This window comes from Catellatospora sp. NPDC049111, from assembly GCF_040648615.1.
In the GTDB taxonomy this organism is placed as follows: Bacteria; Actinomycetota; Actinomycetes; order Mycobacteriales; family Micromonosporaceae; genus Catellatospora; species Catellatospora aurea.
Genome location: NZ_JBEZEB010000080.1, coordinates 1 through 13,333, shown reverse-complemented (window position 1 = coordinate 13,333; position 13,333 = coordinate 1). Strand labels below are relative to the sequence as shown.

Annotated in this window: 8 protein-coding genes; 6 read left to right on the top strand and 2 right to left on the bottom strand. The window is 68.4% G+C overall.

What is annotated here, in order from left to right; all coding sequences use genetic code 11:
- The 6 genes from AB0B66_RS43530 to AB0B66_RS43505 all read left to right on the top strand — a co-directional run.
- Positions 1-1,133 (top strand): RNA-guided endonuclease TnpB family protein (locus tag AB0B66_RS43530; RefSeq protein ID WP_360541515.1); only part of this gene is annotated, 1,133 nt, incomplete at its 5' end.
- A 357-nt stretch (positions 1,134-1,490) separates the two neighbouring features.
- The gene (locus AB0B66_RS43525; RefSeq protein WP_360541513.1) at positions 1,491-3,911 is read left to right on the top strand and encodes a non-reducing end alpha-L-arabinofuranosidase family hydrolase; all 2,421 of its coding nucleotides are present in this window, start codon (positions 1,491-1,493) and stop codon (positions 3,909-3,911) included.
- A 596-nt stretch (positions 3,912-4,507) separates the two neighbouring features.
- Complete coding sequence (locus AB0B66_RS43520) at positions 4,508-7,627, top strand: glycoside hydrolase N-terminal domain-containing protein (RefSeq protein WP_360541511.1); 3,120 nt, start codon at positions 4,508-4,510, stop codon at positions 7,625-7,627.
- A gap of 573 nt (positions 7,628-8,200) precedes the next feature.
- A complete protein-coding gene (locus AB0B66_RS43515; protein WP_360541509.1) occupies positions 8,201-9,523 on the top strand; it encodes a PHB depolymerase family esterase in 1,323 nt (440 codons plus the stop codon).
- 271 nt (positions 9,524-9,794) lie between these two features.
- Positions 9,795-10,397 carry a WHG domain-containing protein gene (locus AB0B66_RS43510; RefSeq protein WP_360541507.1) on the top strand — a complete coding sequence of 201 codons (603 nt, stop codon included), beginning with the start codon at positions 9,795-9,797 and terminating at the stop codon, positions 10,395-10,397.
- Complete coding sequence (locus tag AB0B66_RS43505) at positions 10,394-11,584, top strand: GDSL-type esterase/lipase family protein (RefSeq protein ID WP_360541505.1); 1,191 nt, start codon at positions 10,394-10,396, stop codon at positions 11,582-11,584. Before AB0B66_RS43510 ends, AB0B66_RS43505 begins: the two co-directional genes overlap by 4 nt.
- A gap of 166 nt (positions 11,585-11,750) precedes the next feature.
- On the opposite strand, the gene AB0B66_RS43500 is transcribed toward AB0B66_RS43505, so the two are convergent.
- Both AB0B66_RS43500 and AB0B66_RS43495 read right to left on the bottom strand, forming a co-directional pair.
- Positions 11,751-12,599, bottom strand: coding sequence for an MBL fold metallo-hydrolase (locus AB0B66_RS43500; RefSeq protein WP_360541503.1), 849 nt, complete (start codon positions 12,597-12,599; stop codon positions 11,751-11,753).
- Positions 12,600-12,622: 23 nt separating this feature from the next.
- Positions 12,623-13,063 carry an Rrf2 family transcriptional regulator gene (locus AB0B66_RS43495; RefSeq protein ID WP_360541501.1) on the bottom strand — a complete coding sequence of 147 codons (441 nt, stop codon included), beginning with the start codon at positions 13,061-13,063 and terminating at the stop codon, positions 12,623-12,625.
- Between the last annotated feature and the right edge of the window lie 270 nt (positions 13,064-13,333).

Sequence of the window (13,333 nt, the reverse complement as noted above, 5' to 3'; positions counted from 1 at the left end):
ACCTCGGTCGTGGGCTGGCCGCGTACACGGCATCGCGGACCGGCGACCGTAAAGGCCGCCGGGTCGGGTTCCCCAGGTTCAAATCGAAAAAGCGCACCCAGTTGTCGTTCCGGCTCCGCAGCAAGACCTCTGCCACGGGCCGGGTGGGTATCCGGGTCGGTGAGCATGGGCCGCGGACGGTGACCCTGCCCGGCATCGGCACGATGGCCGTGCGCGAGGACACCCGGCGGCTGCGGCGGATGCTGGCCAAAGGCAGGGCCAAGATCCTGTCGGCGACCGTCAGCCACCGGGCCGGCCGGTGGGCGGTGTCGCTGACCTGCGAAGCCGCCGACCTGCACGAGGCCGTGCGCCACCAGCCGGACAGCGGCACCGGCTGGGTGGGTGTCGACCGGGGTCTGGCCGCGTTCGTCGTGGCCGGCCGCGCCGACGGCACGCAAGTTGCACGGGTCGACGACTGGCCGCGTCCCTCGCGGGCGGGCATGGCGCGGCAACGTCGCCTGGCCCGCGCCGTCACCCGCAAACCGCCCGGCTCGAACAACCGCCGGCAAGCGGCTGCCCGGCTGGGCCGCCACCACGCCCGCGTGGCCGCGATCCGCAAGCGTTTCCTGCACGAGGTCTCCAACAAGCTGGTCAAGACCCACGACAAGATCGCCATCGAGACCCTCACCATCACCGGCATGCTCGCCAACCGGCACCTGGCCGCAGCCGTCGCCGACGCAGCATGGGGCGAACTCGCCCGGCAACTGACCTACAAGCAGCAGTGGCGCGGCGGCGACCTGACTCCGGTCGACCGCTGGTACCCGTCGACCAAGACCTGCGCCCCATGCCGGACCGTCGCCCCGGCGATGCCCCTGGACCAGCGCACGTTCGTCTGCGCCGCGTGCGGGTATCAGGCCGACCGGGACTTCAACGCCGCGGTCAACCTCGCCATCTGGGCCGAGCAGCACCACGCCCAGGTCCGGGACCTCCACGCAGGGGGCCCGGTCACCAACGCCCGCCGAGGGGAAGGCTCTGGCCCGCGCACACGCGCAGGCGAAACCAGCCCCGATGACGCGGGAACCGCACCCACCCCACGCGGGGCGAGGAGCGGACGCCCGAGAAGGGCGCTGTTTCACAACTCCACCGAGTTATGAGACAGGCCGTAGGGCCGCATCCTCCGATCGCACCTGTCGGATCGCGTCGTGGTCCAGCCGCCGGTCCGCCAACTGCGCGCGCAAAAACTGTTATGACGGGTGGCGTCGCCGGGTCGCGAAAATTCCGCACACACTGATCCCGGTGACGGTCTCCCGGGTGAACAAGCCCACCGTGCCTGATGCCTGTTCACCTGCACCTATCGCTCGCCCGGTGCACGAGGCATTTCCGGAAGTTTTCCGAAAGTTCTTGCCTGAAACAAACTCCGATGGCAGCATCCGCATTGATAAATCTCTCGATAGGACGTCCGGTCGTTCCGCCAACACGGCTCGGGCGCCCGCCAGAAGAAGGAGGCCAAGGTGGCCACAAGTCCCTCCGTCCATCGTGGCGAAACCCCGTGGACGAGATCGCCCATCGTCAGAGCGCTGTTAGCCGGCGCGGTCAGTGTCGCGGCATTGGCCACGGTTACGGTGATGATGCCGTCGGCGCAAGCGGCGGAGAGCACGCTGGGCGCGGCAGCCGCGCAGTCGGGCCGCTACTTCGGCACGGCGCTCGCGGCCGGTCGGCTCAGCAACTCGACGTACAGCACGATCGCCGCCCGTGAGTTCAACATGATCACGGCCGAGAACGAGATGAAGCCCGACGCCACCCAGCCCAACCGCGGGCAGTTCAACTTCAGCTCCGGCGACCAGATCTACAACTGGGCGACCCAGCGCGGCCTCAAGGTCCGCGGCCACACCCTGGCCTGGCACGCCCAGCAGCCCGGCTGGATGCAGAGCCTGTCCGGCAGCAACCTGCGCCAGGCGATGATCGACCACATCAACGGCGTCATGGCCCACTACAAGGGCAAACTCGCCGCCTGGGACGTCGTCAACGAGGCGTTCAACGAGGACGGCAGCCGCCGCTCGTCCAACCTGCAGGGCACCGGCAACGACTGGATCGAGGTCGCCTTCCGCACCGCCCGCAACGCCGACCCGTCGACCAAACTCTGCTACAACGACTACAACATCGAGAACTGGAGCTACGGCAAGACCCAGGGTGTGTACCGCATGATCCAGGACTTCAAGTCCCGGGGCGTGCCCATCGACTGCGTCGGCCTGCAGACCCACTTCACCGGCGGCAGCTCCCTGCCGAGCAACTTCCAGACCACCCTGTCCAGCTTCGCCGCCCTGGGCGTCGACGTCGCCCTCACCGAGGCCGACGTGACCAACGCGTCGACCAGCCAGTACGCGGGTCTCACCCAGGCGTGCATGAACGTGTCGCGCTGCATCGGCATCACCGTGTGGGGCGTGCGCGACAGCGACTCCTGGCGCTCCGGCGAGAGCCCGCTGCTGTTCGACGGCAACGGGAACAAGAAGTCCGCCTACACCTCGGTGCTCAACGCCCTCAACGCCGTCAGCCCGACCACGCCGCCGAGTTCGAGCCCGCCGCCCGGCGGCGCCGGCACGATCGTCGGCGTGCAGTCGGGCCGGTGCGTCGACGTGCCCAACGCGACGCAGACCAACGGCACCCGGGTGCAGCTCTACGACTGCAACGGCCAGACCCAGCAGCGGTGGACGTACACCGCCGGCAAGGCGCTGAACGTCTACGGCAACAAGTGCCTCGACGCGAACGGGCAGGGCACCGCCAACGGCACCGCCGTGATCATCTGGGACTGCAACGGGCAGACCAACCAGCAGTGGAACGTCAACTCCAACGGCACCATCAGCGGCGTGCAGTCCGGCCGCTGCCTGGACGTGTGGGGCACCGGCAACGGCCAGCAGATCCAGCTGTACGACTGCCACGGCCAGACCAACCAGCAGTGGCGGACCCAGTTCGGCAGCTCCCCGTCGCCGTCGCCGTCGACGCCCCCGTCGTCGCCGCCCCCGGGTGGCTGCTCACTTCCCTCGACCTACCGGTGGACCTCGACCGGCGCGCTGACCAACCCGCAGAACGGGTGGGTCTCGCTCAAGGACTTCACCAACGTCGTCTACAACGGCAAGCACCTGGTCTACGGGTCGTACGTCAACAGCGGAGGTTCGTACAGCTCGATGAACTTCGGTCTGTTCACGAACTGGTCCGACATGGCCTCGGCCAGCCAGAACGGCATGAGCCAGGGCACGGTCGCGCCGACGCTGCTGTACTTCGCCCCGAAGAACATCTGGGTGCTGGCATACCAGTGGGGCCCGACCTCGTTCAGCTACAAGACGTCGAACGACCCGACCAACGCCAACGGCTGGTCCTCGGCGCAGACGCTGTCCACCGCCAGCCTGCCCGACGCCCCGTACGGCGTGATCGACCAGACCCTCATCGGCGACGACCAGAACATGTACCTGTTCTTCGCCGGGGACAACGGCAAGATCTACCGGTCCAGCATGCCGATCGGGAACTTCCCCGGCAGCTTCGGCTCGAACTACACCACGATCATGACCGACTCGACCAACAACCTGTTCGAGGGCGTCGAGGTCTACAAGGTCGCGGGCCAGAACCAGTACCTGATGATCGTCGAAGCGATCGGAAGCCAGGGACGCTACTTCCGCTCCTTCACATCCAGCAGCCTGAACGGCTCCTGGACCCCCCAGGCCGCCACCGAGAGCAACCCCTTCGCCGGCAAGGCCAACAGCGGGGCGACCTGGACCAACGACATCAGCCACGGTGACCTGGTCCGCAACAACCCCGACCAGACCAAGACCATCGACCCGTGCAACCTGCAGTTCCTCTACCAGGGCAAGAACCCCAGCGCGGGAGGCGACTACAACCTGCTGCCGTGGCGGCCGGGCGTGCTGACCCTGCAGCGCTAGGCACAGACCGATCCTGCTCGCTGACCCACCGGGCGCGTGTCCGGCGCCGACCGGCGCCGGACACGCCCGTCTCGGCCGGGCGGATCAGGATCGCGGACCCTGTGCGGGGCGAGGATGCGGGTGCCGACGAAGCACGCCTGGCCGTTGTTCATGAATCCGGCGGTCACCGAGGTGGCGATGTCGGCGCCGTCCCGGGTTGCGCGTCTGGACCCGCGTGCATCTCGGCGGAAACGGGATCGACATCAGTCGTTGACATGTGACGTGTGATGTCGTTAGCGTTGCACAGTCCCACGCACATGCGGTCCGGGGCAGAGGGCCGCGCTTCAGGGCCGAAGCGGTATGGCGATCTGCTGCCATCCTCCGTGACGGCAGCGGCCGACCGATCCGCAGCGGAAGCTCACACCAACGGCACCACCACCGGATGCCAGGCCCGGTTCTGCCTCGACGCGGTAGGTGCCGCACCTGCCGACGGCACCCGGATCCATCCGGGGAGCTGCCGCGGCGGTACCAACCAGAAACGGACCATCCCCCACTGATCAGACGTGTCGAGGCCGTCGCCCGGATGACCCGGCATGCCGCTCCTGCTTGGAGGACACATGACAGACGTATCACGAAGGCGGGTACTCGGCGCCGCGGTTGCCGGAGCAGGGTCGGTGTTGGCGCCGGCGGCGTGGACCGCGGCTGCCTCGGCCGGCGCGACAGCTCCGGCACAGGTGCTCGCGGCCAACGACCTTGCCCTCTGGTACGACGAAAGTGCCGGGACCGAATGGCTGCGCGCGCTTCCCATCGGCAACGGACGCCTGGGCTGCATGGTGTACGGCAACACCGACACGGAACGGTTGCAGCTCAACGAGGACACGGTGTGGGCCGGCGGCCCGCACGACTACAGCAACACGCAGGGCGCGGGCGCGCTGGCGGAGATCCGGCGCCTGGTCTTCGCCAACCAGTGGAGCCAGGCCCAGAGCATGATCGACCAGAACATGCTCGGCCGGCCGGCCGGCCAGCTGGCGTACCAGACGATCGGCAACCTGAATCTGGTGTTTCCCTCGGGCACGCCGTCGCAGTACAACCGGACCCTGGACCTGACCACCGCCACCACCACGGTCTCCTACGTGCAGAACGGCGTGCGGTATCAGCGTGAGGTGTTCGCCAGCGCGCCGGACCAGGTCATCGCCGTTCGCCTGACGGCGGACCGGGCGGGGGCCATCTCGTTCACGGCCTCGTACTCCAGCCCGCAGCGCGTCACGATGTCCAGCCCGGACAGCACGACGATCGCCGTGGACGGCCGGTCGGGGGATCAACGAGGCATCGCCGGCTCGGTGCGGTTCGTCGCGCTGGCGAAGGCGATCACCACAGGAGGCAGCACCAGCAGCTCGGGCGGCACCCTGCGCGTGACCAACGCCGACAGTGTGACGCTGCTGATCTCCATCGGGTCCAGTTACGTCAACTACAACAACGTCAACGGCGACTACCTGGGTATCGCCCGCGCCCGCCTGAACGCGGCCCAGGGCACGGCCTACGACACTCTGCGCAGCCGGCACGTGGCCGACTACCAGGCTCTGTTCGGGCGGGTGACGCTCGATCTCGGCCGTACGTCGGCGGCCGACCAGACCACCGACGTCCGGATCGCCCAGCACAGCTCGGTCAGCGACCCTCAGTTCTCCGCGCTTCTCTTCCAGTACGGCCGATACCTGCTGATCTCGTCCTCGCGACCAGGCACCCAGCCGGCCAACCTGCAGGGCATCTGGAACGACTCGTTGAGCCCGGCGTGGGAGTCGAAGTACACCCTCAACGCCAACCTGCCGATGAACTACTGGCACGCCGACACCACCAACCTCGCGGAGTGCTTCGAGCCGGTGTTCCGGATGGTCAACGACCTTACGGTCACCGGCGCCCGGGTCGCACAGGTGGAGTACGGCGCCGGAGGCTGGGTGACGCACCACAACACCGACGCGTGGCGGGGCGCATCGGTGGTGGACTTCGCGGCGGCCGGCATGTGGCAGACCGGCGGCGCCTGGCTGGCCACGATGATCTGGGATCACTACCTGTTCACCGGCGACACCACCTTCCTGCAGCAGAACTACCCGGCGATGAAGGGCGCCGCGCAGTTCTTCCTGGACAGCCTGGTTCAGGAGCCAGCCCTCGGATTCCTGGTCACCAACCCGTCGAACTCGCCCGAGCTGAACCATCACTCCGGCGTCAGCGTGTGCGCCGGTCCCACCATGGACAACCAGATCCTGCGCGACCTGTTCAACGGGGTGGCCCAGGCCAGCCAGGTGCTCGGCGTGGACAGCGACTTCCGGACCAGGGTGCTGGCCACCAGGGACCGATTGCCCACGACGCGGGTCGGCTCCCGCGGCAACATCATGGAGTGGCTGTACGACTGGGTGGAGACCGAGCCGAACCACCGGCACGTCTCCCACCTGTACGGCCTGCACCCCAGTAACCAGATCACCAAGCGCGGCACGCCGACTCTCTACAACGCGGCGCGGCGGACCCTCGAGCTTCGCGGCGACGACGGAACCGGATGGTCGCTCGCCTGGAAAATCAACTTCTGGGCGCGGCTGGAAGAAGGCGCCCGCGCGCACAACCTCATCCGCCTGCTCGTGCGAACCGACCGGCTGGCGCCGAACATGTTCGACCTGCACCCCCCGTTCCAGATCGACGGCAACTTCGGCGCCACCTCCGGCATCGCCGAGATGCTGCTGCAGAGCCACAACAGCGAACTGCACGTGCTGCCGGCGCTTCCGTCGGCGTGGCCCAGCGGCAAGGTGACCGGTCTGCGCGGCCGGGGCGGGTACACCGTCGATGCGACGTGGAGCGCAGGCCAGGCCGACGAGATCGTCATCAAAGCCGACCGGGCCGGCACCGTCAGGGTGCGCAGCCGCGCGCTCGCCGGAACCGTTCAAGTCGTCGACTCCACCAGCGGAAACGTCGTCACGCCGACCAGGCCGGAGACCGACGTCCTGGTCTTCTCCGCTCAGGCCGGACGCACCTACCAGATGACGGTCACCCAGAAGGCCGTGGACGGGGCGACCGTGTATGCCGACGCGAACTACGCCGGGGCAAGCGCGGCGCTCGGGCCGGGCGACTACTCGGCGGCGGCGCTGCAGTCGCGCGGCATCGGCCTGCGGGTCATCTCCTCGGTTCGGGTCTCCGCGGGATACCAGGTCGTCGGCTATGCCAACGACGGCTTCACGGGCACCAGCTGGACGATTCCGGCCGACAATGCCGACCTGCGCAACACCGGCAACAATGACGCCATCGCGTCACTGAAGGTGACGGCCGGCAGCCCGATCCCGACCGGGTATGTGCGGATCGCCAACGGCACGACCGGTCTGGTCCTCGACAGCGGCGGCAATGTCGCATCGGGATCGAATGTGAAGCAGTGGAACTGGGACGGGTCGAACAACCTGCAGTGGCAGTTCGTCGATCTGGGCGGCGGGTGGTACCGGATGGTCAACCGTACGAACGGGATGGTCGCGGACAGCTGGGGCAACCCCGCCAACGGGGCCCCGTGCCGGCAATCGGCGTGGAATGGCGGGGTCAACCAGCAGTGGCGGCTCAACGCGATGGGTAACGGCCGCTTCCAGATCATCAACCGCGGCACGAGCACAGCGCTGGACGGCGCGGGCAACACGACGGCCGGATCGACCTGCGTCATGTGGACGCCGAACACCAACACCAACAACCAGTGGAGCATCGTGGCAGTCTGACTCAAGCGAACGTGAGATTCTCGGGGCCGTCGCGTCGACTGCCCCGAGAATCTCCGTCGGTCGCAAGCCGTCTGCTGACCATGGCCGGTATTGTCATATGACGTGTGCGGCGCACTTTTAGCGCACAAAGTTTCTTTCGTGATCCCGGGCGAGTACCCGGGCCGGACCTGTCTGGCTGCTGTGAGCAGCAATGGCCGAGAGCATGCGGGGACTGCAGCGATCGACGGTAGTCGTTGACATGTGATGTCTTATGTCGTTACCGTGACGCTGTCCCCATGGGACATGCGGCCCGGGGCAGCGGGCCGAGCGTCGTCTACGCAGCCGCAGGGTGAAGGAACACCGGGCCACCCCCGGTCGCGCCACCGGCCACAACACCGTGGCTCGGTTGACCCGTGCCGGCACATCGACCGACCGCCTCCCCGTACAGGGGTACCGCGGCCCGCCATGCCGTCGGAACGCTCCAGTCCTACGCCGCCCCCGCAGTGCCGTCCCGGCTCGCCAAGATTAGGAGATCCCACCGTGACGACAGTCCACACACGAACAAAGCGAATGCTTGCCGCGGCGGTGGCCGGCGTGTTGATCACGCTGGGTGTCGTCGCCGTGGCCGCCCAGCCAGCCGCAGCAGCGACGTTGACGCAAGTGGTGAACTTCGGCAACAACCCCACCAACCTCAATATGTACGTGTACGCGCCCGACACGACGGCATCGCGCCCGGCGCTGCTCGTCCTGGTCCACTACTGCGGCGGATCGGCATCGGCGATATTCGGCGGCAACGGCCGTGACTACGTGACCGCGGCCGACAGGTACGGCTACGTCATCGTCCTGCCGGAGGCGACCCGTTCCGGACGCTGCTTCGACGTCTCCACGTCGCAGGCGTTGCGCCGAGACGGCGGCGGCGACTCCACCGGCATCATGTCGATGGTCAGCTGGGCCCGCACCAGATACAACGTCGATCCGGCCCGGATCGTGGTGAGCGGCTTCTCATCCGGGGCGATGATGACCAACGTCCTGGCCGCCGAATACCCTGACGTCTTCGCGGCCGGCTCGGCGTTCTCCGGCGTGCCCGCCGGATGCTTCGCCACCAGCGACGGCTCCCTGTGGAACAGCCAGTGCTCCAGCGGCAACGTCGGCAAGACACCGCAGCAGTGGGCAGATGTCGCCCGAGCGATGTACCCGGGCTACACCGGCCGCTACCCGCGCATGCAGCTGTGGCACGGCACCACGGACACCACGCTGGCGTACCCCAACTTCAACGAGGAAGTCGAACAGTGGACCACCCTGAACGGCCTGGGCCAGACGCCGTCGTACACCGACAGCCCGCAGCCGACCTGGACCCGGTCCCGCTACGGAAGCACCGGCACGCAGGCCACTGTTGAGGCAGTGAGCATCTCCGGCACCGGACACACCCTTCCCCAGGCCGGAATGCTCGCCTACTCGATCTCCTTCCTCGGCCTGGACGGCGGCGCCCCACCCACCAGCCCGCCTCCCAGCAGCCCGCCGCCGAGCCGCTCCAACGTGATGATCGTCGGGACCGGCTCCGCCCGGTGTGTCGACGCGCCCAACGGCGCCACGGCCAACGGAACCCAGATGCAGCTGTGGGACTGCTGGGGAGGCAACCCCCAGCGTTGGACGTACACCTCCAGCAAGCAACTGACCGTCGCGGGCAAATGCCTGGACGCCTCCGGCCGCGGCACCGCCAACGGCACCGCCGTGATCATCTGGGACTGCAGCGGTCAGACCAACCAGCAGTGGAACCTCAACGCCAACGGCACCATCACCGGCGTCCAGTCGGGGCTCTGCGTCGACGCGGCAGGCGCAGCGACCGCCAACGGCACCAAGATCCAGCTATGGAGCTGCCACGGCGGCACCAACCAGCAGTGGACCATGCGTAACTGAGCCGCGATGACGCTGGGCCGGCCCTTCGACCACGCCGGCCCGGTGACATCCACTCGGGGGCAGCAAGCCCGCCGTGCGGATCGACCCGACCCGCACGGCGGCTGTCGTTCCGGTGTCGAGCGCGCCGAGCCGGTTCCCTGTGCGGGCGCCGGCCGACCGGTCCGCCCGCCCGGCGACCTGGAGCACTGCCCGCCGGGGCATGTCCGTGACCGACCTCACTTGCCTAAAGGTATTAGGTGAAAGCATGATTTCTTTAGGAAGGAGGTCGGTCATGTCACGACCAGGTGTGACGCCGGAGCGCCTCGTGCAGGCAGGTGCGGAGCTGGCCGACGAGGTGGGCTTCGACGAGGTAACCGTCTCCGCGCTCGCCCGCCGGTTCGACGTCAAGGTGCCGAGCCTGTACTCCCACGTCAGGAACTCGCGCGACCTCAAGACCCGGATCACCCTGCTCGCCCTCGACGAGCTCGCCGACCGCGGCGCCGCGGCCCTGGCCGGCCGGGCCGGCAAGGACGCGCTGGCCGCCCTGGGCGACGTCTACCGCGACTACGCCCGCGAACATCCCGGCCGGTACGCCGCGGCGCGCATGCGGCTCGACCCGCAGACCGCGGCCGGCAGCGCCGGCCCCCGGCACTCCGAGATGACCCGGGCGATCCTGCGTGGCTACCAACTCGACGAGACAGACCAGACCCACGCCGTCCGGCTGATCGGCAGCACCTTCCACGGCTTCATCAGCCTGGAGCTGGCCGGCAGCTTCGACCACAGCAGCCCCGACCCGCAGCAGTCCTGGAGCCGCATCCTCGACGGCCTCGACGCCCTGCTGCGCCACTGGCCCGCAGCACCACACCCGTCCCCCGAACGCAAGGCGCCAAAATGAACACCTGGATCACCACACCGATCACCGCCGAGCTGATCCGCGGCGCCAGCGAGGTCGAACGTACCGAGCGCGGCCTGCTGCCGCACCGGCTCCCGGCCCGCGCTCGGGCGCAGAGCCCAGACCCGCAGCTGGCCATGGTCGAGGCACAGCCCTCCGGCGTACGGATCAGCTTCCGCACCCGCGCCACGGCCATCGAGCTCGACGCCCTCGCCACCCGGCGGACCTACGCCGGGCTGCCGCCCCGCCCGCACGGCGTCTACGACCTGATCGTCGACGGCCGCTTGACCGACCAAGGCGATGTTCCAGGCGGCAACACCCTCAGCATCGACATGGCCACCGGAGCCGTCGACCGCCAGACCGGACCGATGGGCACCGTGTCCTTCACCGGGCTGCCGGACAGCCTCAAGGACATCGAGATCTGGCTGCCGCACAACGAGGCCACCGAACTCGTCGCCCTGCGTACCGACGCCCCGGTCGCGCCCGGCACGGGCGACAGCCGGCCGACGTGGCTGCACCACGGCAGCTCGATCAGCCACGGCTCGGACGCCGCGAGCCCGTCCACCACCTGGCCGGCGCTCGCCGCCGCCCGCGGCGGTGTCGAGCTGATCAACCTGGGTCTGGGCGGCAGTGCCCTGCTCGACCCGTTCACCGCCCGCACCCTGCGGGACGCCGCGGCCGACCTGATCAGTGTCAAGATCGGCATCAATCTGGTGAACACCGACGTGATGCGCCTGCGCGCCTTCACACCGGCCGTGCACGGCTTCCTCGACACGATCCGCGACGGGCATCCCACAACTCCGCTGCTGGTCGTCTCGCCGATCTATTGCCCAATCCACGAGGACACCCCCGGTCCCGGCGCCTTCGACCTCGAGGCGCTGCGCCGAGGGCAGATCCAGTTCACCGCCACCGGCGATCCTGCCGAACGCGCCGCAGGGAAGCTGACGTTGCGAGTGATCCGCCAGGAGCTGGCCCGCATCGTGACGCAGCGCGCCGCGACCGATCCGCACCTGTACTACCTGGACGGTCTCGACCTGTACGGCGAGGCCGACTTCGCCGAACACCCGCTACCGGATCAGCTGCATCCCGACGCCGCCACGCACCGGCGCATGGCGGAACGCTTCGCGAGGCGGGTCTTCGCGGGTCACGGCGCCTTCGCCGCCCACGGCACGCGTCGCGTCCGGCGGTGATCGGCAGCGGACTGGTGGGAAAACCGGCCCGGCTCGCTGCTGTCCGGCCCACCGTTCGCGCCAGAGCCTGAACGTTGCCCGCAGAACCACCCGGCCGTGCAAACCACGCCCAGGGCGTCACCCGCGCGCTGCGCTCCTCAGCGCGCAGCGCCGACGGTGCCAGTCGCTACGCCGGTTTGGCGGCCTTGGCGCCGCCCCAGAGGGCGCCGGGGTTGGCGCGGCGCGGGTAGAGCTTGAGCATCCGGTGGTACAGCTCCTCCGCGGTCCGGGAGTCGTCCGCGGCGGCGGTGAAGCTGCGCAGGTAGGCGGCGGTCTCGGCGAGGATCTTCGGGTCGTCGGACGCGTCCGGCTTCTTGTGACCCGCGACGACCGCTACCGGGTCGAGCGCGGCGAGCCGTTCGGTGGCCTGCGCCCACTGCTCACGCGTCTGCCGCGTCGTTTCGGCCGTGTACTGGTGGGTGTCGTTGTAGACGACGTCGCCGGCGACGATCAGGCGCAGGTCGGGAACCCACAGCGCGGTGGAGTCGGCGGTGTCGGTGAACCCGGTCTCGATCACCTGCAGCTGGTGGCCCTCGAGCTCGAACTGGTGACCGTCGGCCGGCTCCGGGAAGACGATTTCCGGGATCTGGCCGGGGAACAGCTTCTCCCAGAATCCGTCGCGCCACTGAGGCTCACCCTGGGTGTGTGCTCGCGCCACGGATCCGGCTGCGGCGATCGCCTTCGCGTCCGGGAACGCCGCCAGGAGTTGACCGATGCCGAAGAAGTGGTCACCGTGGCCGTGGGTGATGAAGACGTAGGTCAGGTTGCGGCCGAACGACTTCACCCAGTCGACTAGTTCCGCGTTCTGGTCGATCGACGTGTACGTGTCGACCAGAACCGCGTCGTGTTCGCCGTAGACGAGGGTGGCGGTGTTGGCGACCCACTGCAGATCCTGCGGCCCGTGCGGCAGGTCGCGGGTGACGCCCTGCCGGGTTGCGGTGCGCACTGCGTACGCGAGGTTCGTGTTGTTGGTCATCGGTATCTCCTGGGTTGTGTCGATCAGTCAGGCGCTACTGCCGTGAGCGTGTCCCGCAGGACATCGGCGAGGCGGGTGCCGGCCAGCTCACGACGGATCGCGTCGTCGACGCGGACATAAACGGGTGTGAGTGCCGGGCGGATGCCGCGGGCGACCGGGCAGGACTCGCTGGGTTCGTTGCGGTGCAGCGCGAACGCTGCTTCCGCACCGAGCGCCTCGTTGATGTCCCACAGGCTGATGTCTTCCGGTGCCCTGGCCAGACGCCAGCCGGCGCCCGGGCCGCGCTGCGTCTCGATGAGCCCGGACTTGGCCATCTCGCTCATCAGCCGCCGGATTACCACCGGGTTGGTCGCCACGCTCTTCGCGATCTGCTCGGAGGTGGCGAACTTGCCGCCCAGGCGCTCGTTGAGGGTCATCCACGCTAGGGCGTGGGTGGCGATCGTCAGCTTGCTGTTGGCACTCACGGGATAAGTGTAACTGAAACAGTTACGTTTTAAGGCACGCTTATGCGATGCGAATGGCCTGCTGCTCGGCCTCGGCCGGCGGTGTCGTCAGGAGCAGGAGCGAACGCCGGTCTCCCCCCGGTCAGGGATGCGAAAAGAGTCGCAGCATTAGGAACGAACTGTTCCTAATGCGCCTCTAGTGTGCTGCGCCGGAAATCCGTTGCATAAGTCTATGCTGTGCCGATGGGACGGATGGGTCGGCCGAAGGCAGCGCTGACGATCACTGATGCG